The 22,773-nt window shown below is 64.2% G+C and carries 22 protein-coding genes, 1 tRNA gene and 1 pseudogene; 4 read left to right on the top strand and 20 right to left on the bottom strand.

Translation table 11 applies throughout. The annotated features are described in order from the left end of the window. Positions 1-3,168, bottom strand: coding sequence for a tail fiber domain-containing protein (locus L6Q96_04890; protein MCK6553906.1), 3,168 nt, complete (start codon positions 3,166-3,168; stop codon positions 1-3). Positions 3,169-3,662: 494 nt separating this feature from the next. Between L6Q96_04890 and L6Q96_04885 the strand changes: the two genes are divergently transcribed. Both L6Q96_04885 and L6Q96_04880 read left to right on the top strand, forming a co-directional pair. Beyond that, the gene (locus tag L6Q96_04885; GenBank protein MCK6553905.1) at positions 3,663-3,971 is read left to right on the top strand and encodes a hypothetical protein; all 309 of its coding nucleotides are present in this window, start codon (positions 3,663-3,665) and stop codon (positions 3,969-3,971) included. Next, entirely contained in the window at positions 3,968-4,162 is a 195-nt protein-coding gene (locus tag L6Q96_04880) for a hypothetical protein (protein MCK6553904.1), read from the top strand. Before L6Q96_04885 ends, L6Q96_04880 begins: the two co-directional genes overlap by 4 nt. 161 nt (positions 4,163-4,323) lie before the next feature. Here the strand turns inward: L6Q96_04880 and radC are convergent, their stop codons facing one another. The 13 genes and pseudogenes from radC to L6Q96_04815 all read right to left on the bottom strand — a co-directional run bounded on the left by radC (position 4,324) and on the right by L6Q96_04815 (position 14,984). Next, positions 4,324-4,707, bottom strand: a complete 384-nt coding sequence (gene radC, locus L6Q96_04875; protein ID MCK6553903.1) for a DNA repair protein RadC — start codon at positions 4,705-4,707, stop codon at positions 4,324-4,326. A gap of 125 nt (positions 4,708-4,832) precedes the next feature. Beyond that, a complete protein-coding gene (locus L6Q96_04870; GenBank protein ID MCK6553902.1) occupies positions 4,833-5,219 on the bottom strand; it encodes a DUF2958 domain-containing protein in 387 nt (128 codons plus the stop codon). Positions 5,220-5,469: 250 nt separating this feature from the next. After that, positions 5,470-5,964: an NYN domain-containing protein gene (locus tag L6Q96_04865; GenBank protein ID MCK6553901.1), complete on the bottom strand. Its 495-nt coding sequence runs from the start codon at positions 5,962-5,964 to the stop codon at positions 5,470-5,472. A gap of 297 nt (positions 5,965-6,261) precedes the next feature. Beyond that, entirely contained in the window at positions 6,262-6,462 is a 201-nt protein-coding gene (locus L6Q96_04860; GenBank protein ID MCK6553900.1) for a hypothetical protein, read from the bottom strand. 212 nt (positions 6,463-6,674) lie between these two features. Next, positions 6,675-7,205, bottom strand: coding sequence for a hypothetical protein (locus L6Q96_04855; protein MCK6553899.1), 531 nt, complete (start codon positions 7,203-7,205; stop codon positions 6,675-6,677). After that, positions 7,202-8,191: a replication-relaxation family protein gene (locus L6Q96_04850; protein MCK6553898.1), complete on the bottom strand. Its 990-nt coding sequence runs from the start codon at positions 8,189-8,191 to the stop codon at positions 7,202-7,204. Before L6Q96_04850 ends, L6Q96_04855 begins: the two co-directional genes overlap by 4 nt. 1,447 nt (positions 8,192-9,638) lie before the next feature. After that, a pseudogene (locus L6Q96_04845) lies at positions 9,639-9,959 on the bottom strand (type IV secretory system conjugative DNA transfer family protein). Between the two features lie 686 nt (positions 9,960-10,645). After that, a complete protein-coding gene (locus L6Q96_04840; GenBank protein MCK6553897.1) occupies positions 10,646-11,833 on the bottom strand; it encodes a hypothetical protein in 1,188 nt (395 codons plus the stop codon). A gap of 236 nt (positions 11,834-12,069) precedes the next feature. Then, the gene (locus L6Q96_04835) at positions 12,070-12,975 is read right to left on the bottom strand and encodes a hypothetical protein (protein ID MCK6553896.1); all 906 of its coding nucleotides are present in this window, start codon (positions 12,973-12,975) and stop codon (positions 12,070-12,072) included. Between the two features lie 719 nt (positions 12,976-13,694). Beyond that, a complete protein-coding gene (locus L6Q96_04830; GenBank protein ID MCK6553895.1) occupies positions 13,695-13,931 on the bottom strand; it encodes a hypothetical protein in 237 nt (78 codons plus the stop codon). 248 nt (positions 13,932-14,179) lie between these two features. Next, the gene (locus tag L6Q96_04825) at positions 14,180-14,446 is read right to left on the bottom strand and encodes a hypothetical protein (GenBank protein MCK6553894.1); all 267 of its coding nucleotides are present in this window, start codon (positions 14,444-14,446) and stop codon (positions 14,180-14,182) included. 158 nt (positions 14,447-14,604) lie between these two features. After that, positions 14,605-14,799 (bottom strand): hypothetical protein, encoded by a 195-nt coding sequence (locus tag L6Q96_04820; protein ID MCK6553893.1) that lies wholly within the window; start codon positions 14,797-14,799, stop codon positions 14,605-14,607. A gap of 11 nt (positions 14,800-14,810) precedes the next feature. Beyond that, complete coding sequence (locus tag L6Q96_04815) at positions 14,811-14,984, bottom strand: hypothetical protein (GenBank protein ID MCK6553892.1); 174 nt, start codon at positions 14,982-14,984, stop codon at positions 14,811-14,813. Positions 14,985-15,588: 604 nt separating this feature from the next. On the opposite strand from L6Q96_04815, the gene L6Q96_04810 reads away from it, so the two are divergent. Continuing rightward, positions 15,589-16,050 carry a hypothetical protein gene (locus L6Q96_04810; GenBank protein MCK6553891.1) on the top strand — a complete coding sequence of 154 codons (462 nt, stop codon included), beginning with the start codon at positions 15,589-15,591 and terminating at the stop codon, positions 16,048-16,050. A gap of 845 nt (positions 16,051-16,895) precedes the next feature. On the opposite strand, the gene L6Q96_04805 is transcribed toward L6Q96_04810, so the two are convergent. Genes L6Q96_04805 through L6Q96_04795 form a run of 3 tightly spaced genes read right to left on the bottom strand, consistent with a single transcriptional unit; the run spans position 16,896 to position 19,614 of the window. Continuing rightward, positions 16,896-17,996, bottom strand: coding sequence for a helix-turn-helix domain-containing protein (locus tag L6Q96_04805; GenBank protein ID MCK6553890.1), 1,101 nt, complete (start codon positions 17,994-17,996; stop codon positions 16,896-16,898). Between the two features lie 12 nt (positions 17,997-18,008). After that, positions 18,009-18,851, bottom strand: coding sequence for a ParB/RepB/Spo0J family partition protein (locus L6Q96_04800; protein ID MCK6553889.1), 843 nt, complete (start codon positions 18,849-18,851; stop codon positions 18,009-18,011). Further along, the gene (locus L6Q96_04795; protein MCK6553888.1) at positions 18,835-19,614 is read right to left on the bottom strand and encodes an AAA family ATPase; all 780 of its coding nucleotides are present in this window, start codon (positions 19,612-19,614) and stop codon (positions 18,835-18,837) included. The genes L6Q96_04800 and L6Q96_04795 overlap by 17 nt, the downstream gene beginning before the upstream one ends. Positions 19,615-19,852: 238 nt before the next feature. Between L6Q96_04795 and L6Q96_04790 the strand changes: the two genes are divergently transcribed. Continuing rightward, positions 19,853-20,131 carry a hypothetical protein gene (locus L6Q96_04790; GenBank protein MCK6553887.1) on the top strand — a complete coding sequence of 93 codons (279 nt, stop codon included), beginning with the start codon at positions 19,853-19,855 and terminating at the stop codon, positions 20,129-20,131. Between the two features lie 1,204 nt (positions 20,132-21,335). Here the strand turns inward: L6Q96_04790 and L6Q96_04785 are convergent. The 3 genes from L6Q96_04785 to tpiA all read right to left on the bottom strand — a co-directional run bounded on the left by L6Q96_04785 (position 21,336) and on the right by tpiA (position 22,712). Beyond that, positions 21,336-21,419 (bottom strand) — tRNA-Leu (locus L6Q96_04785). 35 nt (positions 21,420-21,454) lie between these two features. Next, positions 21,455-21,940 carry a preprotein translocase subunit SecG gene (secG, locus tag L6Q96_04780; protein ID MCK6553886.1) on the bottom strand — a complete coding sequence of 162 codons (486 nt, stop codon included), beginning with the start codon at positions 21,938-21,940 and terminating at the stop codon, positions 21,455-21,457. 7 nt (positions 21,941-21,947) lie between these two features. Beyond that, complete coding sequence (gene tpiA / locus L6Q96_04775; protein ID MCK6553885.1) at positions 21,948-22,712, bottom strand: triose-phosphate isomerase; 765 nt, start codon at positions 22,710-22,712, stop codon at positions 21,948-21,950. Between the last annotated feature and the right edge of the window lie 61 nt (positions 22,713-22,773).

Here is a 22,773-nt window from a genome sequence, read left to right as displayed (position 1 = left end):
TTACGGGCAAACTCCAGGCGTGATCGTCGGCTGGCCGTTGTCGACGGCGAGGCAATATGGTTCGCCCGTTGAGCGGTCGTAGGTGGTGACGCCAGAGGGACGATCGTTCGAGCCCACGGTCAGGCCCGCGACGCTGATCGACTTGTCGCGCAGCCAGTCGAGGAGGCCGGTGAAACCGGTAGCGGTCGCGGCAGTCGTTTGGGTGGCGAGTTCTTGGACTTCGAGGCGCAGTTCCTTGAGGCCCTGGAGCAGGTAGAACGGCAGCTCTTGAAACTTCACCGCCTTGAAGCCGTGCTCGCCCTCGGCGACAAGTTCGGGGATGTGGCCTTCAACCTGCTGAGCCACGAGTCCGATGTTTGTGCCGGATCCGAAGGAGAACTCGGGATACTCGTCAGCGCGCCACTCATAGGTCACGGGGTCGAGGGCCACGATGTCGTCGAGAGAGACGTCGAGGGACCGAATGTTCTGCTTCAGACGCTCGTCGGAGGAACAGGTGCCGGCGATGGCGGTGCCGCCGGAATTCTTCACGCAGGAGTTGGTGCGGATCTCGCCGCCGGAGACGTGAAGTTTGTCGGATGGGCCGGTAGTGCCGATGCCAAACCTACCCGTGCCATCATCGAAAACGAAGTAGTTGTTGGAGGTGTCCGCGATCCAGAGGTCGTCACCTAAGCCTTCGTTGCCGTTGCGGGCATCGAGGTACCACTTGGCCGTTCCGTTCTTGGAAAACTGGAGCCGTGCCAATTCGCTCGCACCGCCCGTCGGGTTGTCGACGATAATCTGGGGGACCTCGGAGGACACGTGGAGTGTACCGGTCGGGCTGGTCGTACCTATACCTACGTTGCCACCGAGGGGATTCAACATGAGCGGGAACGCCGTGCTTGCCCAGCTCCTGGACTGCAACCAGAAGCCATAGGGAGAACCCGCTTGTTCCCCGCCAACCAACTCGCCTCCGCCAGTCTTCAAATTGAAGTGAGCAGCTGAATTGAACGTTAGGGACGGGCTGAAGAAGGAGGCGCTATTGACGACTAGCTTAGATGATGGACTTGTGTCGCCGATGCCGACCGACCCGTCGTTCTTCACGACGAAGAGGTCGCTGCTACCGAAGATGCGGAAATCACCCTTGTACGTGGCACCGTCCCCGTCACCAAGCCGAATAACGGCGTCTCCGTAGAGGTTAAAGCCGCTCACTTCGTTCCCGTAGAGTTCAAGCGACGGGCCGCGCGACGGTTGGCCGGGCAAGCCACCACCACCGATTTTGATGGACTCCTGGTCGGCACCATCGGTGGTGGTGGGCGCAATGAGGTTAGATCCATTGAGGGCACCCTGGGTGAGGTAGAGGTGCTGGAACGTCGCTGTTCCGGTGGCGGAGACGTTCCCGGCAACAGTCAATTTCTCGGCAGGATCAGCGGTACCGATGCCGACGTTGCCGCCGTCCTTCACAATGAATTCGCTGTCTCCGTTCTCGTCGACGACCGAAACCCGGGTTCCGGTACCTGCCGCCGTCGGCTTGATTAGAAGTCCGGTATTGTTTTGGAAGTTGTTGATCATGTTAGAAACGCCAGCATCAATGGTTCCAGCTCCGGCGTATAGAGACTGTCGCACATTCAGCGTGGTCGTGACGTCGACGGTGCCGTTGAAGAACACGGTCTGCGAGCCGCGCACGATGTAAAACGCCTCGGTTGCTGCGCTGTTGTACTCTGTGCCGAACTCCCAACGATTGTCGGTGCCGTCATAGTTGAGATACCCGAGGCTGTTGGCAAGCTCGCCAACCTTCAGACTTCCATTCGTCGCATCGGCGCCGCTCAAAATCGCGACAGCCACGTCACTTCCTTGGCCAGCAACGTGGAGTTTCTCCAGCGGATCGGATGTTCCGATGCCGACGTCGCTCGCTTGCTCCGTGCCAATGAGGACGTGGCCGGCGTGCCCCGTCCCAAAGGCTTGTCCACCATCGATTTTCACGTTGCCGCCATGGGCGGCACCGGCAGAACCGCTCGCGCCAAGACCGCCGTGGATGAGCACGTCGCCACCGGAGAGGTTTGTGGCGTTGTTGAGCCGCTGATTCTGCCCCGAGAGGTAGACGTTCTTGGCGACGCTGTCGGTCGCGTTGGTTCTGATGCCGTAGCGGGCGTCGAACCAGTAGGCGCCGGCGACGGTGGCCTTTGTTTCTGGCGCGTACGGATTGTTCTGTGAGTCACGGATATCGCCTGCGATGTAGGCAGCGTCGCTCACCCCGTCCGTCAGGACGGTTATGCCTTGGCCGCTCGCCCCGGAAATACGGAGGTCGTTACTCGTGGACTGGATGGTCTTGGCGTTGATTGCGGTGAACGTTGGCGAGGACGTCGTGAGGAGGTTCTGGTTGAGGGAGACGTCGGCTCCGGACACGGTGAGGGTACGAGATGTCGTGCCGCCAGCGATAGTGAACCCGTCGGCCGCGCTCGTAAGCGAGAGGCCGTTGTAGGTCTTGCCCGTCAGCGCGGAAGCGATGGCGGAGTCGGTGATGGAGCCGGCGGGAAAGCTCACAGAGCCGCCGGAAACGGTCAGGCCGTTCGTGGCGGTGAGGAGCCCGGAGCTCGCCACGGATACTCGCGACGAGCCGTTTACCTGGAGATTGAGGAGCGTGCCATCAAACGGTGCGGCGGTGTTGACGAGGAGCGCCGTGCCGCCCCCGGCGCCGAGTGATGAACCAAGAATGAGGCGGCTCAAGGTGCTGATGAACCCGGAGATACTGATCTCGCCGGAATTACCAAGCTCGAGGACGTTGTTCGCGCTCGTGCCCGCGTGGGCGCCGTCCACGGTATCGGCGTTGACCGCGTAGCTTGCGACGTCAAGGCGCTGACGAGGGGTGAGGGTCTCGAACGTCGAGCCGTTCGAGGAGACTTCGACCTGGAGGTAGTAGGCGCTGTTCGATTCGAAATCGAGGGTGAGGGCGTCACCGTTTCCGGCCGTGTCGCCGATGCCGACGTTGAAGACGCCGTTCGTGACGGTGACCGGCATCGCGGAAGGCGTGCCTGTGGGCCAGAGCTTGAGGTCCGGAGCGCCCACGGTGTCGTCCGTGTAGATTGAGAAGCGCACGAAGTAGTTGCCGACGAGGATGGCGCCCGCAGGGTCCGTGAGGCGACCCTGGTAGGCGAGGATGGCGGACGGTGCCGCATCGAGACGCGGGGCCATTCCCCCAAGCGCGAGGAGGGCGACGAGAGCGGCGGTGAAGAATGGAGTGCGACGATTGGACAGACGACGGATCGGTTAGAAGTGACGGGAACCAGCGCGTGCGATCGCCGGGACTTTCACCCCCCTCCTGATGAAGTGGGGGCTGCCCCCGCCGGCTGTGGTGGCGACGGCGGAAAGCCCGGACCGGCTCCACAGCCGGGCCAATCCGTGCCCGCAAGCCCCCTGCCTGAGGGCAACCGCGGTCGGAATTCACGAGCGCCGGCGATCACGCTGACGAGCTGGTGGAAAATAGTGTACCGCGTTTCGGAAAAACGCGGCAGAGGCGACGGCGGATGGCCATGTCGTTCCGTGGGTTGGACATCCCTTGACGGATTCGACCGTGCGGGTGCAGGCTGTGACGAGTCGAGGAAGCTCACCCTTGTCCCTCGCGTCGGTTCCACGCGACTCCGGCATGTCGCCGGGCCGAGACGCGGAACCGTTCGGGGGATGAGGCGATGGAGCAAGACGTTTCTGAAGACTACCGACGGGGCTGGATCGAATGTGCTGAAGCCATTCGGCGCGGCGTGGGCGAAGCGTCGACACGGATCGTGGAGGACTTCAGTGCGATGCGAGATCTCGTGGCCGACGCGCGGCGGGATGCGCGCGAGCTGCTCGCTCGGGCCGGGGACGATCCCCAGCAGCTTCGCGGGGTCGCGGACTTCTACGAGGTGATCCTCGATCTCTTCATGCTTCGAGTGGAGCAAGAGCGTGAATTTCACGCCAAGCGCGCGCTGCGCACCTTTCGTAAAAGGTTCCAACCATGAAACGGCGACTCGTCCAACGAGAAGACGGCGAACTCATCGAAAGACTTCTTCGCGCGGCCGAAGAGTTAGTCCTGCACGAGCGGCATTCGATGATCTGGACCTGCGATCGGAAGTTCCAGAACCTCAAGAGCGCCGTGATTGAGTTCCGGCGCCGGGGCGTCACCGCCCAGGACCTTTGGGACGGAAAGTAGGACAGAATCAAGCCCCCGAGCCGTGAACGGTTCGGGGGCTTCAAGGTTGTTGTGCAACTTGGGACGGGAGCCATGTTCACATGAGCCCTCGATTCAAAGTGGGAAAGGGAAGAGCCGCCCGGAAGAGCGTGGGCGGCTCTCTGATAACGAATAACGACCTTTTACCAGTACCCGTCGTCGACGAACGAGACGTAGCGATCGCGGCCGATGACGACGTGGTCGAGCATCCGGATGCCGAAGAGGTCGGCGACTTCCCGGAGGCGACGGGTAATCTCGATGTCCTCCTTCGACGGCGTCGGGTCGCCCGACGGGTGGTTGTGGGCGACGACGAACGCCGCGGCGTTGGCGAGGAGCAACGCTTTGAACACCTCGCGCGGGTGGACGAGCGCGGCCGTGAGGGTGCCGACGCTCACTTCCTCGACGCCGATCAGGTTGTGCTTGTTGTCGAGGATGAGCGTGATGAACCGCTCGCGATCCCACGTGGCCGCTTCCTCGCGGAGAAGCGCGTAGATGTCGGCTGATCCCCGGAAAGGGATCGGCTGCATGGGCTCGGCCTCGCGGACGAGCTCAACACGCACGCGCGCCGGCGTGAGAACGGACTTTCTCGACGGTGTTGCCGTGCGACCGAGGGGAAGTCGGAGCTGGGGGCCGTCGGAATCGCGGACCGCCATCACCGGCAGTCCTTGAGTGGGCACGGCTTCCAGTAGAGGTCGCGCTCGATCTTGAGCCCTCCGGGGCCGCGGATCTCCTCCAACTCGACGAGCGAGAAGTAACCAAGCTCGCGCTCGTGACCAACGACAACGCCGAAGCAGAGTCGCTCAGCGGGATCGTACTCGGACGCGTACCACGTCCAGCTGGTCCACGGGGTGAAGAGCTTGAGGTGGGCGATCGCCTCCTCGCCCTGGCCGTCGTTCGCGTAGAGCGGCGGAAGCTGCGCCGCGATCTCCGTCGGCATCAGCGTGTGGGCCTGTCTGGCCTGCTCGCGGGCGAGAGCTTCGTCCTCGCGGTGCTCTCGCAAGATGTCGGCGACGTTGTCGCCTTTGGTGGAAGGAACCATCTCATCCTCCTGGCGAGGCGGGGCGATCGACGCCGGCGACATGCCGGGTCGCGTCCAGCCACGGAGGGGGACGAGGCGAGCGCTTATAGTGAACTTCAGATTGGAGAATCCGTAAAGGGTGCGTCCTTGACGGATTCGCGAGCTGCCGGTACCCTTCCGACCAGCATCACGATGAGCGGGTTCACTCGGCGGTTCTGTCCGCCCACTGTGCCCGCTCCTTTTTTGAAGAGGCACCCTTTCCGGGTGCCTTTCACTTTTTCTGGTATTCGAGGCGGGACCGCAGCCGGTCGAGGAATTGGATGTGGTGCCGCGCGGCCTTCCGCAGCAGCACCGAGCAATGGTCGCGGAGCGGGCTCACCACGGCGCGCAGTTTCTGCTGCTCGCGGAGGTACCGCACGAGGCAGGCGAAGTCGCCGTCGCTCGTGACGATGACGGCCTCGGCGTAGTTCGGGTAGTCGATCATGGCTTGGAGCACGAGCTCGGCGTCAACGTTACCTTTCACTTGTTTGTCGGCGCGGCGCAGCACTTCCTTGAAGACGAGCACATACCCGGCTTTCTGAAGCGACTGGTACAACCCCTGATACTCGGGCAGGTAGCCGATGAACATGTAGGCGGTGCCGACACCATGCTTCTCGGCCAGGTACCGACGGAAGCGCTCATAGTCGAGCGCCCATCCGATCGCGGCCATGCCGCGGTGCAGGTTCTGCCCGTCGATGAAGGCGAAGTTGGTGAGAGGCTTCTTCATCGCGACGGCCTACCCGTCCATCGCCATGGTCAAGAGGAGCGACAACGTGCGGCACCGTTCGGCGCACTTCTCGCCGGTGAGGTGCTGCGCGTCCATGCGGTACACCTCGAGCTCCTCCTGAAACCGCCTCATGGCCGCTGCGGCTGAGCGGGCGGGATCAGCAGGCACCAAACGCAACGGGGCGATTGATTGAGGCGCTGGAATCGAGGTGGTGAATTGCGTGGTCATAGGCGAAGTGGGGAAGTTGATGGAGCGGAGTCGTCGGCTGGTGTGCCTGGACTCCGCTCCGTGGTGTGCTCACGTGGCGCTCTCCGAGCGCGTGCGTTCCTTGGGAACGGTGAGCACGAGCTTGCCGGAGACGGGTAGCGCGTCGAGAAGGACGGTGATGGAGCCCTTCTCGTTCACGAACCCGACGCCGATTTCCCGCCAACGGTCGGACTGACCACCGTTGGCGCCGACCACGGTACTGACGACGTAGTCGGGCCGTTTTCCTGCCATCGTTGGGTTCCTCCTTTCCGGGTTGAAGGTGCGTGTTGGTGTTGGCCACGGCCGTCGCTTGGGCAGGGCCTCGCGGTGCTCGGCTTCGCGCCGGGCGGGTTCCGGGCGCAAACCGAGGTGGGCGATGCTCGTTCCCAAAACAACGGGAACGGCGACTCGTGGCGACAGTGTACGACCGACCGAGAAATCCGTGAAGGGGGTACGCCGGCCGCTCACTTCGCGACCTCTGTTGGAACCGGTTCTGCCTGCTGCCGGGCGATGTCCTGCAACTCCTTGAGAAGGTCGTTGAGACGTCCCTCGTCGGACGTTGCTGCCGCCTCCTTCGGCTTCGCCGTGGCGCAGGCGGTGTGGAGGTGCACCAGCGGTCCATCAGCAAAGTGGAAGACGGCGTGCTCGTTCTTCGTCAGATCAACTGGCTGCTTACACTTGCGGCACAATGGTAGTGGAGGCGGCGGGGGAAGTGGAATCAATTCGACGCTGGTGTCACTGCAGCAGATGCATTGGCTCGTTTTACAAACCATTACGACACGAAGAGCACGGCGGACGTCGGAACGTGGGTACAGGCCGGACTCGGTCTTGCACGCGTAACAGGCAAACTGGAACTCATTCCCGTAGACCACGGTCACGTCGCCACCGGCGCACTCTTCGTGGAAGAGCTCAATCTTCTCTTTCAATGGGTCGAACTGATCGTACTTCGCGTATTGACCAGCGACGCGAACGCCGATGGTCATTTCGGTTTTCATAAGGCCTCCTTTGAATGTTGTTTGTTGCAGTGCACATGGGCGTAGCGGGGACGATCGTCGGGCAAAAAGTCCGGTAGGAGCGTCGAGGCCGGAGCCAACGTGAGCGGGGTGCCGCCGTTTACAATCACGTGCAGGTCGTTCGCTGGATCAACGAAGCCGCCGCAGCCTTCGCACGACGGCAAGAGCAACGCTCGGGGGTTCTCATGCGCCACGTGGGCGGACCGCCACACGTGGCCGTCGAGCACGCGATCAGGGTCTGCCACCGTGCAATCGGCCAGGAGCGCGAAGTGGAAGAACGCCGAACCGGAGCCTTTCGGGTCGACGGCACGGGCCACGGCAATCATGTTCTCAAGGCGCGTCGGCGTCGTCGTGACGAAGAGGGCGTTCTGAGCGAAGCCGCGCTGCCATCGGAACACTTCCCAATAGGCGTAGAGCTTCTGCAGAATGCTCGACACGCGAAGCGATCGTCGTACTTGCGGCTCGGTGGCGAGATCCACCTCCAGAAAGTACGAGCGGGTGGCGCCGGCGTCATCCGTGAGGCGCAGATAGGCGTCGGGGTTCAAGGGTAGTGTCCCGGCGACGTCATCGCGGGACCGAACCTTCACGCGACGGGGCAGACCGGTCTGCCGACGGAAGGCGTCGCCGCTGGTGGCAGCACAGGACCAACCACGGCGAATGGCGGCTAACTGGAAAGCCAGGACAGTTTCCGTGACGGCGACGTCATGGTCGATGGCCATCGGTTTCAGGCGCTGGTTCTCCATGCGGCGATCGCGGCGAGGGCGGCGGGTGACGCCGTCCTCGCCGTCCAACGCGTCCCACCCGCGGGGACCAAGCGCGTAGACAAACGGCCGCGCAGGTTCGCCGGGGCGGACTTGCAGGCGCGGGCGGTCGAGGTACCCGGCGTGAAAAAGCAGCGCCAAACGATGCGTGAAGGCGCGCAGGTTCCGGTCGCCGCCGGCGGCGGCGTAGAGCTGCTGAGAGGTCATCAACCGGTGGTGGCGGACGAGTTGGAAGAGGACCACGTCGTCGCGCGTCACGTGCACCACGACGTCGCCGCTCGCCTGAAACCGCCGTCGCCGATCCTTACGACCGACGCGTCCGGCGGGAAGCCGCTTGGCGGCGGCGTCCGGGATTGAGCGTGATGGGTGGGTGGGTGTCATCGTCCTTTCCAATCAAGTGTACGGGCTCGGTTTCCTGGGCGTCAAAAGTGGCGGCCTCCTGGTGGAGCCGTTGGACTTTGTCGTCGATGAGCGCGTCGACGACGGCCGCGGATAGCGCGCCGGTCTTCCGGGACAACTCGGCGCGGTAAGCGTCCACGATGTGGTCCGACAGGCGAATCGGCGGAATGAATGGCGCCTCCACTTGGCAGGCGCGGCCGTCCGGCGTCCGAATCGTAAACACGCGTTGCGGCTGCAAACGGAGGGCATCGGCGGCGCGCTGCCGTTGCTCTTCGAGCGTGTGAAACTCGTCTATCCGCTCAGAAAACTCTTGGTGGCCCGTGATCGGGACGCGGCTCACCGCTTTGGACCAATTGCGACCTTCGGAACGGCTCCGGCTGGAGCCGTTCGTCCGGCTCTCAGTCGAGGCCCGCGACGTGCCGTCCGTCTCGGCGTGGCTTTCTGAGTCCGTCTCGGTGTCGGACTCCGACCACGATTCTGAATCGCTTCTGCCCTCGGACCGTCCGTCCGTATCCGTCTCGGTCTCCGATTCCGACTCGGACCATGCGGCGGACTCGGACTCGCTTTCCGACTCAGCGTGTGTCTCGACGTGGCTGGTCCCGACGGAGTGGCTTTCCGATTCGGTCTCGCTCTCGCTTGCGGTGTCGACACTCGAGATGCCGGACGTCTCGGCGGCGACAATCGACGAGCCGTCCCCGTCGGTTGCGCTCACGAGGACGTTGCCGTCCGCGTCGAGCGAGCGCGTGGCGCTGCCCGCCTGGCTTTGGCCGATGGCGTGACCGAGGGCATGCGTCACCCCTTCCGCATGGGACACCCCCGAGGTCCGGCTGTGCCCGTCCGTGTACGTCTCGGACGTAGCGTCCGAGACTGCGGTCGATCGTGCGTGGCCGACGGTGCGACCGACCGACCAACCGGCCGTCTTCCCGTGAGCGTGCGCCTGACTGTGGCTTTCGGTCACGCTGTCGCTGTGGCCGACGTCGTGCCCGGTCGTGTGGCCGGTGCTCTTGCCCGTCGTGTGCGTGGCGCTCCGGCTCGTTCCGTGACTCACCGAGTGGCCACGAGATTCGTCGGTACCACGCGTCGTGCCGCTGCTGCCGCCTACGGTCTGACTAGTCGTTTCCACCCACCCCTGCACCGGCCGAAACTTCGTTTGCCAGGTGCGATGCTTCACCTCGGTGTAGTTGATCTGACCGGGGAACATCTCGTGCACCATTTCCTTGGCATCGGCGTCGCTGCCGACGGCGAAGAGGATCTTGGTGCGGGCAGCACCGTTCAACGCCGCCCAGACCCGCTCGTCCTCTTCGCGCATCTGCTGCGCAAACTGATGGGCGATGGTGAGGTAGAGTCCGTACTTTCTGCCCTGCGCGAAGAGTTCCGGGATGTCGCTCGACAGGAAGTTTTGCGCTTCGTCGATGATCACGGAGAACGGCCGTAGCGGGCGACCGCGTCGCGCAACGCGCTGCCGCAGCGTGTCGAACACCTGCGACACCAAGAGCGACCCGAACAATCGAGCGTTCCGCGGGTCGAGGTTCGGCGATGGCTGGAGATTCACCAGGATGATGTCGCCGGCGTCCATGGCGCGCGCCAGGTTGAGGGTGAGCGTCGGTTCGGTCATCGCGAAGAACCGCCGCGTGGTCCGCGAGCGCGTCAGCGCATCGAGGCGGTTCTTAGTCGACTGGATTTGGTCGTCGAACTGACTGAGGGTGCGCAGCTGATTCAAGGCTTCCCACTCGGTCGCGACGGACGTGTTTCGCGTCAGGTACCGCCGCACCGCCTCGTTCCCGAACTCAAAGAGCGGTGCGAGCTCCGGCACCGACCGGTGAGCTTCGATGGCAACGGTGAACGTGTTTCGAAGCCAACGAAGCATGCGCGGCGTCTGGTTCGGATCGTCGACGCTCCATGCCTTGAGGCTGGCGTTGACGGCACGCTCAACTCGCGTCGAGATGTCGGTCCCGGGCTGCGGACCAAAGCAGTCGAGCCCGAGCACCTGATCGCCGGAGCTTACGTCCAAGACGTAAATGTTGCGGCGGAGCCGATAACGAGCGCCGAAGCGCGTGAGCTCGCGGACGGAGTCGCCATGCGGGTCGATGACCAAGAGCCCGTTCCCGCTACGAATGTCGTAACGGCCGATATGCTCTAGGAGTCTTGACTTCCCGCTGCCGGGCGCCCCCATGATGTGGACGCCGGTGGAACGTGCACTCGGCGTCAGGATTAAAGGTTCGTTGGTGCCGCGGATCGTACCAATGACCAAGGGTTTGCGTTTCATGACTGTCCCTCCTCTTCGAACTCCTGTTGCAACGCGTCGAACGTGTTGGCCTGGTTCCGATACTCCTCGCTGTCTTCGCCGAACTGTGCGGCAGTCTTTGCCAGGTCCTGGCTGGCTTCGCGCCGGAACTCGTCGAGAACGCGCTGGCGGCGCTGTGCTTGGCGCCAGCGTTTGCGGACCTTGGTGGCGTACCCGGCGGCTCCGGACGACGCTTCTTTGCGTTGCCCCTGCTTGGCCTCTGCGCGGTACTTGGCGATCTCGGCGTCGGCCTTCGCCATCTCAGTGCGCACGCGCGCGTTGGCGCACGTCTCCTCGCGAAGGTGTGCCGGTGCATTCAGCCGCTCGATCTCCGCGGTCAGGCGGTGCACTTCGGCTTGCAGGCGCTCCGCGCGCTGCCGCTGCTCCTCCGCCACCCAGGCCGCTTGGATGGCTTGCTCCTTCAACTCTGCAATCCGCTGCTCCATCTCGGTGACGCGTCCCACGGCGTGCTGGCGATCGGCTTCGAGTCGCTGCATGGCGGCCATGAGCTCGAGCCCGGCGTTGCGCACCTTCACGATCTCGTCATCGCGATCGCGCTCCAGCGCGCGGAGGACCGTCGCGGCATCCTGCTTCAACGCTTTGATTTCGGCGGCGGCCTCTGTTCGGGCGCGTTGCACCAACGCGTCTGCCTCGCGTTTCAGCGCGGTGGTGGTTTCCTCAACCCGACGGCGGATTTCGGCTTCTTTGTCGGGACGCGTCTCCAGCTCGTGAATCTCGGCTTCTGAGCGGGCTCGCTGGACGCGCGCGGCTGAGGTGTCAGCGGCGATCTTCTCGCGGGCGAGGTCGTAGTACTCTCTCGTGTTGGCGCGCTTGATGCGCTGGCCGTTGAGCTTGTTGCCAGCGGCCACAAACTTCGTGGCCTCTTTGGTCAGGGACGTTGCCTCACGAATCGCGGCGCGAGCCTGGTCGGTGGCGTTGAGGCGTTCGCGCTTGCCCGACGGTCCGAAGAGCAGCCGCACCAAACGGGGGAAGAGACCGGAGACTTTGACCGGGGCGGTCTCCTTCGCCAATTCGTCGAGACGGGCCTGCATGGTCGTCTCAACGAGAACGCCGACATCTCCGCGGTCGGCGAGTGCACCAAACGCGTTGGCCTGGATGCCTCGTCGAGGCTCCGGCACCACGTCGTCGTCGCCGAGGACGAACACGTCATCATCAATGTCGCCCGCGGGATGCGCGGCACCGTTCCCGCGCGCGGCCGACGGCCCACTTGACGAAGCGCCCCTCTTGGGTGTGGAATTCATGGGCAAGCTCCTTTCTGGATCTGCCCCCGAAGTGCCGACGAAGCTCCGCGGGGGCCGATCTCTCGGGTTTGCGCGCCGGGTGAGTGCAGCGCCAACTGCACCACCCGGCACTTCTTTTGTTCTTTTCAGACCACGTGCATCTACGTTTCCTTGTCCTTGGCGCTTACAAAGTTCGGCAGCGTGAAGGGGATCGTGTCATCCAATGCCAGTGGTGGGTGCTCCACGATCGGCATGGGCAGCTCGGTCGGTTCAGGCGGCACGTGAAAGCCCCCCGCAGATCGCATCGACGACTCGAACCAATCGGCGCAGCTCAGGAAGTCGCGCGTAATCCATTCTGGACGAGGCGGAAGTGCCCACCGAAGGCCATACCCGTCGTACGTGAACCGCGAATCGATGTGTTTCGCAGTCAGAAAAAACAGCTTCGGGCGCTTGCTCTGCGTAGTTTCGTAGAGGTGCGTCCCGAACATGACCGAGTACGCGGCGAGCGTCTTGAGGTGGGGATGGTTTGCATCCACTGATTTCGTCAAATCCACCAGAGACGACAAGAACGTAAATGCTGATGCCCATTCGATGGCAACCTGTGGCGCGCGAACCTGATACTGGGCAATGACCGGGTACGCGTCCCACGCATATCGTCTCACGCTCTGCACGCTGCGATCGCGAAAGCGGCCTGGTAGCAGGCAGTCCCGAATGGGCAGGAGTGTGAAATGCGCGTAGCCGATGATTTCTTCGCGTGAAAAGAGCGCGAGGGGTGTCCAGGTGGCGGCACGGCGCAATGCCGCCACCGCGTAGTACCACAAGTAGCGGGGCTCGAATGGAAGGTCCTGCGCTGGTTCGCAGACGTGTAATCCGAGGACGCGCTTGATCTCCTCCACGGAGCTGTAACGGGTGCGCCCGTTGGGCAGGCGAAGGGAGCCGTCGTGAAGGCGCTCGACACGCGGGAACTGCACCCGAGCTCGACGACGACGTTGTTCCACCCGCCGTTCCTCGGTAAACGCGTCCGCGGCAAGCTGCTCGGCCTTGCGTCTTCGGTGGCCCGCCTTCATCAACTGCTGCGTGAGTTCAGCGATTCGCTTCTCGCGCTGCTGGCGCTTGTATGCCGCCCAGTCCCTCTTCGCGGGCTTCTGCGTCGCCTCCGATGGACGCTGTTCCTCCGCGCTCGGTACCGATTTCGATCGGTTCCGGCCGCGGGGCGAACGGGGTGTCGATGCCTTACTCATCGTCGTCTCCGGGGGATGCACCGTTGCCGCGGTGTCATCCCTTGCCCCGACTATTTGGCGTCAGGCACGGGCGGTATCAAGCAGGCGATCTTTGTGGACCGACACAACGCCGCCCCTGGGTGGGTAACAACGGTAACGACCGTCGACAGCCATGCCGGCGAACAAGGAAACAGCGCCTGAATGGCGCTGTGATGGATCGATTGCGACGGTGAACGTCGCGGGCCTCGGGGTTTCTACACTCCGGGGCCTTTCTCTATATCGGGCGCTGAACCCGGTGCACGACGCGGCCGTGGATACGGAGAACGTCGAAGCCGTTCCCACGCCGCTGGCCCTGACGGCGTAACTGCTGACAGCGTCGGCAACGATTGCCGTCGTGCCCTTTCACGCGAGGGTTCGCAGGGGCAGGACGAATTATCGGTACGAACAGATGGTTGCGAGTGAGGTGAGTTAGCTGCGTCAGTGTACCACACCCGATTTTCCCCGAGCCTCTGGTCAAAGTGGGAACAAAAGACCGGCCGCGTGAGGGGCCGGTGGGTTCGTGGCGGTTACGTCCCGAGCGGTCGGTGGAGCGGCACGGCCAAATCCGCGTTGCCGGTGCGCTCGGCGAGTTTCTCGACGCGGCGTTCGAGCTCGATGATGCGCTCGCCCTGCCAGAGCAGGTCTTCAATGCGCGTGAGGCGCTTCGTGTGGTCGGCAAGCAGCGTCGTGTGCTCAGAAAGCGTGGCGTCGATGCGGTCGAAGCGTTGGCTGTGGTCCGCAAGCGCCTCGGCAATCGAGCGCATGCTCTCGTCGAAGTGTTCGAGGGTGAGGGGTTGGGACACGAGGGTGAAGTGAATGAGTAATCCGGTTTAGTGTACCTCCTCCGTGGGAAAACCGTCGAGACGACGGTCGGCGCGCGAGCGTCGAGCGAGCGCGCAACGGGGACAGCCGATCGCGGGGGGATGAAAAGACGTCGAGGCCCCCGTCGATACAACGGCGTCGGACAACGGGGCCGTCTGCGGGAAACGGCCCCGAAGTCGACGAACGCCCGCTAGTACTCGTCCGGCAAGAGGACCGTGGTGGCGCTGCGGTCCGCCTCGGTGATGACCCAGACGCGGGTGGCGTCGCAGACGTAGGCGGAGAGCAAACGCTCGCCGTCGATGACGGCGCCGTCGTTCGCCTGCTTGTCCTCCTCGCACACGTCCCCCCAGTCGCCTCGCGCGTGGCGACCAAGGACCGCGAGCACGTCCGAGTGGTTGAGCGCGTCCGAGGCGCCGGACGTGATGAAGATGTTCCCGAGGGAAAAGGCTGGCGGCATACTACCACCACCAGCCGTTCTCGCGGGCCGCCCGTTCGTGGCGACTGAGCCGCGCCAGGTCACGCTCGACTTGCTCGGAGACCGACAGTGGCCGGCGACCGCGCGCCCAGCGGCGCACGCGTCGCGCAAGCGCGCACAGGGGGCAGAAGCGGCACATACTAGACTGTGTGCTCCATCGCCTCGGCGATGACCGCCTTGAGCGTTGCCCAAGTGCGCTTGTCGTCGTCGAGCTTCAGCCGCTTGATGGCGTGGCGGGCCGCAACGGCCGCGACCTGGTCGGCGCTCGCGGGTTTGGCGAGCCGGGCGAGTTCCTCGGCGAGGTCGCCGCGCCGGCGTCGTGCTGGTTGATTCATACGGTTCTTGGTTAGAATGGTTTCGGTTGATTGGCTTGGAGCCAGGCGTCGATGCGCTCGATGTGTGGGAACACGTGCCCTGCGGGCTGGTCGTTCTCTCGCCAGTGCTTCTCCTCGTCGGCGTAGAGGTACCCGACGAGGAGCGAGATGCTGTCGAAGACGTCGGACGGGACGTCGATGGTCATAGTGCGTCACCCCCTTTCGTTGCAGTTTGTAAGGTGCGACGGCGGCGTCACCCGCAACGCCGGTTCGGCCGCCGTTCGCAGGGCTTGAAGGCAGCGGCCGGAGTCCTCGCCGAGTCAAGATTGGAGCGCCCCACCGGACGAACGAGTCTTGACGCGGCGAGGTGCGGCGCCCGTTCCTCTGACCGCGGGCGCGACCGCCCGCGGTGGGCGCCGGGGCCGCTAGACTGACAAGCCCTAACGGCGGCGCGGCGTCGTCAACGTCAAGGGGCCTCGACGTCAATCCGCTTTCCGTCGGTGGCCGACGGGGGAGGGAGGGCGAGCGGCTGTCCCCGCAACGTTCAACGTCGCGATGTCTGCGCGCAGACATTGATGCGGTCGCCCTTGGCCTGCCTGTTACGGCCATTGCTGCTCAAATTGCTCGCGTGGCCCCTTTTCTCACGGCAGCAATCAAGAACGCGCTGACGCGCGTATACGAGCTCTCAGGCCTATTCCCGACGGCGACCCAAAGTCCCGCTTCGAAAGGATCTTTCCTCGCCCTTCGTCCAGGCCGGCCCGAGTTAGGGATGTCCCTTCGCTCGCCCGGCCCGAACCGGAGGGTGAACCGATGGAAGCAACGGATCGGCGGGTGATCGACCCCGCCCAAGCGGATTTCTGGGACCTGCTCGGTGGTCGCGTGCTGGAGCGCGTCGACCTCGAGCGATTCGGCGTCGAGAACGTCGAGACGCCGGCGCGGCTGCGCGAGCTCCACAAGAGCCACCCCTGCCCGACCGTCGTCGATGCCGGCCACGGCATCTTCGGTGCTCCAGTCGCGCTGCTGTTCGTCGATGACGACACCGGCCGCGCCGTGGCCTACGCACCGCCGGTCGTCGTTCTGCGTGCGGCGCTCAATCGCTCTGCGTCAGCCGTCCGCGAGCTTCGCGACGGTCTCGCCCGGGTCGACGCCATCGCGTCGGATCAGTGGACCGATGCGCCGGCCACCATCGAGCGGATGCAACGCGCCGCTCGTTATGCACTCGAGCGCGCCCGGCTCGACCTTGACGGTTCTGGCCGGCGCGCCGCACACTGAACAGGCCGGGGCAGGTTGACCACTCCTGACCACGGCAGGGCGACGGTGAACGTCGCGGGCCTCGGGGTACTACACCTCGGGGCCTTTCTTCTTGCCGGCGCTTTCACCGGAGTCCCTCGCGTCAAAGTGGGAATGGGATGAGCGCGGAGCGCCACCGAACGCCGCAGGCGAAAGCGGACAGCCCCGACGGGGCGCCCGTCCAAGAGGGGGCACCCGGAGCGCAGCGGAGGCCCGCGTAGTCCCCCGACGGGGGACGGCCACGCGGAAAGGGGGGCACCTTCCGAAGCCGCAGGCGGAGTGCGCGCGGCCGTCGCCGAAGCAGCCCTGGCCCGCGAGGCAAGCCCGAGAGGGCGCCGACGAGCGGTAGGGACCGCTCCTCGGTCCCGTGCCAGGGCGTCGCTTCGCGACCGCCATGCAAGACAGTCGAGTCGCGCGGAGCGTGACGAGACCGAGCGAAGCGAAGCCGCTGCCCGTCGGGTCCCAACGTCGCAGCGAAAGTAAGTGACGTTGGGTGCGGGCGCGGTGGATTGCATGGCGGTCGCGAAGGCGACGGACGGCGGAAGCACGCGAGAACAGGGCGGAAAGACAAAATCAGCTTGTGCTATCTAGGATTGCACAAGCTGATCGGGGTCGAGGCGCGCGTGAGTGCGGCCTCGGAACCGGTCTTTTCGCATCGTTCGCGTGCTGGAGATGTCCGGCGACTGAAGCGACGGCCGCGCGCATGGAATGGCCCGCGAGCGGCACCCGGCGGTAAGAACGCGAAGCGCGCCGGGTAGAGCGAGCCACCCGGAGAGAGCCGCGACTAAACCGCCGGAGGCGGGCGGCGAACGAAGGACGGGGTGGGGTTAGGTGCGTCGGACGGTGTCGGCCAATGTGGCCCACCAACGGCTCACCTGGGCGAGGTTATTCGAGGTGCGGATGTGTGCAGGTATGGGGTGGCCGCGACGCTCGGCGTCGGCAACGAGTTTTGCGATCCTGTCGTTCTCGTTGTCGTCGCGGTCGACGGTGTTTGTCTGAAAGAGGCCACCGATGCGGTGCGGGGTGCCGCTTGACACCCGTGCGGACGGCGCCAAATCAGCCCCGTCCCGCTGCTGCAGGGCCTCGGTCCACATGGCGTGGAAGTAGGCCGGTCGTGAGCCGACGGGCGTCTTGGTCTTCGGCGCCGCCTCTTTGAAATCCCCGAGCTTGTGCGCCAGGAACTGATGGTCGCCGGCCTGCACGGCTTCGGCGGCGCGTTTCACATAGCTGGGGTGGTTGTCGCGGCCCTTTTCGTTGAACCGCCCAAGAATCGTGAGTTGCTGATCCACGAGCCAGTGAACTTGGCCGATCTGCTCGTCGGAAAACCCATACTTCGAGCGAAGCGCACGGTCGGAGATGGTCGGCGTTCCGGTTGGTCGGCGTTCCCTTCTCGGTGCATCTGGGTCGTTAGGCGTAACGTCGTTAACGACGTTATGTTTATTTGTTTTTGAGTCTTTGTAGTCGGACGCAGGTGTCCGTTCTTGAGCGGACGCCAATGTCCGATCCGAGGCGGACGTGGATGTCCGTTCCGGACCGGACATAGATGTCCGGTCCAGGTCTTCATTGGAAATCTCCTCGTTTTCTGGCTCCGATTCGGTGTTCGCGGGCTCGATGTCGAGGATGTAGTAGATGTTCGGGCGGTTGAGTCCCATCTGCTTCCAGCTGATGAGTTTCTTGTCGCGCAGCTCGATCAGGAACCGACGCACGTGGCGGTCGGTGACGCTGAGATCCTTGGCGAGCTGCTCCTGGGCGGGGAAGCAGAAGTCTTGCTGCCAGGCGTAGGAGAGGAGCAAGCCGTACGTCAGACGCGCGCCAATAGAGAGCGCGCCATTGCGGATGATGTTGGTGGGAAACGCGGCGAACGCGCCAACCGAACGCAGTCCAGCATGCTTGATGACGACGGTGGGCTGGTTCGCCGGGCGGTCCATCGGGGCGTGGGGTTACGCGAGTTCGTTGAACGCCTCTTCGAGCGCTTGGCGAATCTCGTCCTTGGTCGGTCGTGACTTGCGGAAGGTGACGCGCACGGTGAACCGACGGTCCTGAGCATGGTACTTGTGCTCGTAGGGCTTGGCGCCCGTTCCTCGATCACGGTTCATCGCCCGCACGGCGCGGGCCTGACCGCCGCTCAGACCGCCGTCGCGGATGGCTTCCCAGAGCGCGAGCTGCGCGGCGGGCGTGGGTTCGCGCAACACCTGCAAGAGTTGGCGCTTCGAGTAGTAGGTGTCTGCGCGCAGACATTGCTCCTTCACCGCCTCCGGTAGGCGAGTGAGGCTCAGGCTTTCCGTGACCATGACGCGGGATTTGCCGACGATGTTGGCGAGCTGCTGGTCAGTGAGGGCGCGGCGTTGCTTGAGCAGCGCCAGGCTTTCGGCCTCTTCGATCGGGTTCAGGTTCTCGCGCTGCACGTTCTCGATGAGCGCGATCTCGGCCGGGTCTTCCTTCTGGCGAATGAGGACCGGAATCTTGGAGAGGCCGGCTTTCTTGGAAGCGCGCCAGCGGCGCTCGCCGGCGATGAGCGTGAAGCCGTTCTCGCCGTTTTGGCGGACAATGATCGGCTGCAAGACGCCGTGCTCGCGAATGGACGCGGTGAGGTCGTCGAGCGCCTGCGGATCGAAGTACTTCCGAGGTTGGTCGGGGTTCGGGGTGATGGAGTTGACCGGGACGTTCACGACTTTGCCGGCGTCGGCGTCGTCCGTGAACGTGTCGATCGGGTGGGCGATGTCTTCTTCGCTGCCGCCCAGGATGCGCAGGCGGAAGCCCGACATGTCAGGCCGCTTTGGCATGGGACAGGATTTCTCCGGCCAGGGTCCGGTAGGACTCCGCCAGGCGTGATTTAGGGTCGTAATCGAGGATCGAGCGGCCGGTGACGACCGACTCCTTGGCGCGCACGGTGTACGGAATCACCGTCTTGAAGGCTTGGTCGCCGAAGGCGGCGCGGACTTCGGCCAGGACGTCTTTGGAGTGGGTGGCGCGGGGGTGGTACATGGTGACGAGGACGCCCAAGAGTGAGAGCCGCGGATTGAGCTTGCGGCGGACCTTGTTGATGGTCGCAAGCAAGAGCTCGGCGCCGCGCATCGCCAGGTAATCGCTCTGGAGCGGGATCAAGACGGCGTCCGCGGCGGCCAGCGCGTTCGTCGTGAGGAGTCCGAGCGACGGGGGACAGTCGATCAGAATGAAGTCGTAGTCCTCGAGAACAGGCCGCAGTGCGTCCTTGAAGGCCCGCTCGCGGTTCATCTCCGAGAACAGGTCCATTTCCGCCTTCGAGAGGTCGATCGACGCCGGCGCGACGTGGACGTTTGTCATCGCCGTGGGGCGGATGATGTCCTTGATCGTGATGCCGGGCTTCGTTTCCAGCAGCACGTCGTAGATCGTCGCCGCGAGATCGCGGACGTCGAGACCAAGACTGATGGTGAGGCTCGACTGCGGGTCCAGATCGCAGAGGAGCACCTTCCGCCCTTGCTCGGCGATGGCGTGGCCGAGGTTGAGGCAGGTCGTTGTCTTCGCCACGCCACCCTTCTGGTTGGCGATGGCGATGAGAGTGCTCATCGGGGTGAAGTAAAAAGTGTCAAGAAACGAGTTCATTGTACGCGAGGACGAAGAGAACCGTCAAAGTTTCCATGTCGCGGTCGAGATGATCGACGAATTCACCCGGCAAGACGATGGGGCGGAGTTCGTGGACCGACACTCCGAGAGGGTGCGCTGTGTCGGTCCACGAAACGGGAACGCTCGGCGAAAGGGGGGACGCTGGCTATTGTAGGCGCCAATCGAAGAGCGGTGAGCGACAGTGCGCCAGTACCTGTACATCGAGCAGCTTGCGGCCTGCACGCCGTGGACGCCGGACGCCATCCGGACCATGATGGCGCGCGGCGCCTTCAAGCTCGGCGTGCACTACTTCAAGCCGCACGGTCCCGGCGGAAGACCGATCTTCTCTTGGGATGCGGTGGTGCGGTATATCCATGGAGATGATGAGCGGCCGGCGGGGGACGAAGTGATTCCGCTGGCTGACGGCACGGTGATTGATCTCAATGAAGCGGCGACGAAAGCACATCGGTTGCGCGGTTGAGGAGCACAATGGGCGCCTCCGGCTGAGATTCCGATGGCAAGGGCAGCGCTACGCGCGCACCACGAAGCTCGCGGACACGGCTGACAATCGCGCGCAGCTGCAGAAGCTTGCGAACCTGATCGCCGCGACGATCGACGCGGGACAGGACCCGCTGCCGCTCCTGGCGCCGAAGGCCGCTGTCGAGGTTAAGGCACAGGTGCAGACGGTGCGTGACTACTTCGCGCTCTGGATCACAGACAAGGTGCCGCCGATGGTGCGCAAGGCACAGGCGCGCGACTACCGCCGGCACATCGAGGGGTACGTGCTCCAGCGCCTTGGCGATCTCGCGCTAGCAGAGTTGTCGGCACGCGATATCCTGGGGCTGCGTGCAGAGCTGCTGCAGCGTGGGCTCTCTCTCAAGTACGTAAAGAACATCCTCGGCGGCAGCTTCAAGGCGATGATCCGCGACGCACGCGAGATCGATCAATCCATCAAACATGATCCCTTTGTCGGCGTGCGCTGGGGGCGCGTGACAGTGCCGGGACCAGAACCGTTTGCGGCGGAGGAACGCAGCCGGATTCTTGGCTGGTTCGAGCGCAAGCGGTTCGGATTTCACTGCGGCATGGCGACAGAGGGACCACGCATGCGTGTCCATCCGCCGTTCTATGCGCTTGTGCACACACTCTTTTGGACAGGCATGCGCCCGTCCGAAGCGGCCGCACTGCGTTGGGGCGATGTCGACCTCAAGGCGCGAGTGGTGCGGGTCGTGCGCTCGCGGCATCTCTACGAGGAGAGCGCGCCGAAGACAGCCCAAGCGATGCGGACGGTTGAACTCTTTCCCGAGACGGTGCGATTGCTTCTCGCCATTGAACCGCTGCGCGTCACGCCGGACACCCATGTATTCGTGACGACCGCCGGACTGCCTATCGAGCCCAAGGCATTTTCAACGCACTGGTACCGCTGCTTGCGTGCGCTCGGAATTAGGGTGCGCGGCATGTACGCCACCAAGGATACATACATCTCGACGGCGTTGACGGCGGGCGTGAACCCCGCGTGGCTCGAAGCGCAGACGGGCGTTCGGTACGAAACGCTGCGCAGGCACTACGGCAGTTTTCTACGCTCCGAAGGGGCCGATCAGATCGCCAAGATGGCGAGTTTGGCCCCCAATTTGGCCCCCAACGATTTCGAGGACCCGGAAGTCCCTGAAATCGTTAGGGAAGAGAAGTGCGAGGAGGGGGACTTGAACCCCCACGGGTTTTACCCCACTAGGCCCTCAACCTAGCGCGTCTGCCAATTCCGCCATCCTCGCATGTGAAACACGGACTCGCCGCTCGCCGCCGACCCCTACTTCTGCGTCTCGGGCGGCGCTGCCCCGCCCTGCCCCGGCTCGGCCGGCGCAACCACCACCGGCTGGTCGACCGTCACCTCCACCTTCGCCTCGGGAGCCGGTGCCGGCACCTTCGCCGGGTTGGCTTCGGCAGGCTGGTCCGGTGCCGGGTTGGCTTCGGCGGGCTGGCCGCCTTCGGCGCCCGGTTGCGCCGCCTGCTCGGCAAGGGGAGGCGGCTCGCCCAGGGGGCCGCCATCGAACACGCTCGACGATACACTGCGCGCCGACGAGTAGGTCAACGTCAGCGACGTCAACATGAACACCACCGCCAGCCCCGTCGTTAGCCGGGTCAGGAAGTTGCCCGCCCCGCTGCTGCCGAAAATCGTCGAGCTGCTGCCCCCGAACACCGCCCCCATGTCCGCACCCTTGCCCTGCTGCAACAGCACCACGCCAATCAACAGCAGACAGGTGACGATGTGTACGACAATCGCAACGATATACATCAGAACCTCACGCCTCGAACCGCGCAATGCGGGCGAATGACTCTACCTGCAAACTCGCACCCCCCACCAGCGCCCCGTCGATGTCCTGCTCGCCCATCAACTCGTCAACGTTGTCAGGCTTCACACTGCCACCGTACAAGATCCGGCATCCGACACTCGCGGCGTGGCCGAACATCTCCTGCACCACCTGGCGAATGTAAGCATGCGCCTCTTGCGCCTGCTCGGGAGTCGCCACCTTCCCGGTACCGATCGCCCACACCGGCTCGTACGCAACGACAAGTCGTTGGATATCAACCGCGTCCCGGCCCTTCAAGCCATTTCGAAGCTGTCTGTCCAACACCGCCATCGTCTCCCCGGCTTCGCGCTCCGCCAGCAACTCGCCCACACACATGATCGGCACCAACCCATGCACAAACGCCGCCTCCACCTTGCGGTTGACGGTCTCGTTCGTCTCGGCAAAGAACTGCCGCCGCTCGGAGTGCCCGATAATGACGTGCGTGCAACCGACCTCCTTCAACATCCCCGGCGCCACCGCGCCGGTATACGCTCCCTTCGGCTCCCAGTGCATGTCCTGCGCCCCCAACAGGATCGCGCTCCCCTGCGCCGCCCGTGCCGCCGCGGCGAGCGCCGTGAAAGGTGGCGCCACCAGCACCTCGCGGTCGGCAACCTCGGCGACCGACACCTTGAGGCCCGTTACCAGCGCCTCCGCCTCGGCACGCGTGCAATGCATCTTCCAGTTGCCGGCAATCAGGGGCGTACGCTGTGGAGTCATCGACATGGCCTTTCGGTCCGATATTTACCGTCAGTCATGAGTCCCGAGTTCACGGTCCCAA

It is taken from the genome of Candidatus Binatia bacterium (genome assembly GCA_023150935.1).
GTDB lineage: Bacteria > Desulfobacterota > Binatia > HRBIN30 > HRBIN30 > JAKLJW01.
The sequence above is the reverse complement of the archived record's forward strand: the minus strand, read 5'-3'. Positions and strand labels throughout refer to the sequence as shown.

Coding starts and splice junctions, on each gene's coding strand:
- L6Q96_04890 (MCK6553906.1), bottom strand. CDS start 3,168: ATGGCCCCGCGTCTCGATGCGGCACCGTCCGCCATCCTCGCCTACCAG.
- L6Q96_04885 (MCK6553905.1), top strand. CDS start 3,663: ATGGAGCAAGACGTTTCTGAAGACTACCGACGGGGCTGGATCGAATGT.
- L6Q96_04880 (MCK6553904.1), top strand. CDS start 3,968: ATGAAACGGCGACTCGTCCAACGAGAAGACGGCGAACTCATCGAAAGA.
- radC (MCK6553903.1), bottom strand. CDS start 4,707: ATGCAGCCGATCCCTTTCCGGGGATCAGCCGACATCTACGCGCTTCTC.
- L6Q96_04870 (MCK6553902.1), bottom strand. CDS start 5,219: ATGGTTCCTTCCACCAAAGGCGACAACGTCGCCGACATCTTGCGAGAG.
- L6Q96_04865 (MCK6553901.1), bottom strand. CDS start 5,964: ATGAAGAAGCCTCTCACCAACTTCGCCTTCATCGACGGGCAGAACCTG.
- L6Q96_04860 (MCK6553900.1), bottom strand. CDS start 6,462: ATGGCAGGAAAACGGCCCGACTACGTCGTCAGTACCGTGGTCGGCGCC.
- L6Q96_04855 (MCK6553899.1), bottom strand. CDS start 7,205: ATGAAAACCGAAATGACCATCGGCGTTCGCGTCGCTGGTCAATACGCG.
- L6Q96_04850 (MCK6553898.1), bottom strand. CDS start 8,191: ATGACCTCTCAGCAGCTCTACGCCGCCGCCGGCGGCGACCGGAACCTG.
- L6Q96_04835 (MCK6553896.1), bottom strand. CDS start 12,975: ATGAAGGCGGGCCACCGAAGACGCAAGGCCGAGCAGCTTGCCGCGGAC.
- L6Q96_04830 (MCK6553895.1), bottom strand. CDS start 13,931: ATGCGCTCGATTGCCGAGGCGCTTGCGGACCACAGCCAACGCTTCGAC.
- L6Q96_04825 (MCK6553894.1), bottom strand. CDS start 14,446: ATGCCGCCAGCCTTTTCCCTCGGGAACATCTTCATCACGTCCGGCGCC.
- L6Q96_04820 (MCK6553893.1), bottom strand. CDS start 14,799: ATGAATCAACCAGCACGACGCCGGCGCGGCGACCTCGCCGAGGAACTC.
- L6Q96_04815 (MCK6553892.1), bottom strand. CDS start 14,984: ATGACCATCGACGTCCCGTCCGACGTCTTCGACAGCATCTCGCTCCTC.
- L6Q96_04810 (MCK6553891.1), top strand. CDS start 15,589: ATGGAAGCAACGGATCGGCGGGTGATCGACCCCGCCCAAGCGGATTTC.
- L6Q96_04805 (MCK6553890.1), bottom strand. CDS start 17,996: ATGGACCGCCCGGCGAACCAGCCCACCGTCGTCATCAAGCATGCTGGA.
- L6Q96_04800 (MCK6553889.1), bottom strand. CDS start 18,851: ATGCCAAAGCGGCCTGACATGTCGGGCTTCCGCCTGCGCATCCTGGGC.
- L6Q96_04795 (MCK6553888.1), bottom strand. CDS start 19,614: ATGAGCACTCTCATCGCCATCGCCAACCAGAAGGGTGGCGTGGCGAAG.
- secG (MCK6553886.1), bottom strand. CDS start 21,940: ATGTATATCGTTGCGATTGTCGTACACATCGTCACCTGTCTGCTGTTG.
- tpiA (MCK6553885.1), bottom strand. CDS start 22,712: ATGACTCCACAGCGTACGCCCCTGATTGCCGGCAACTGGAAGATGCAT.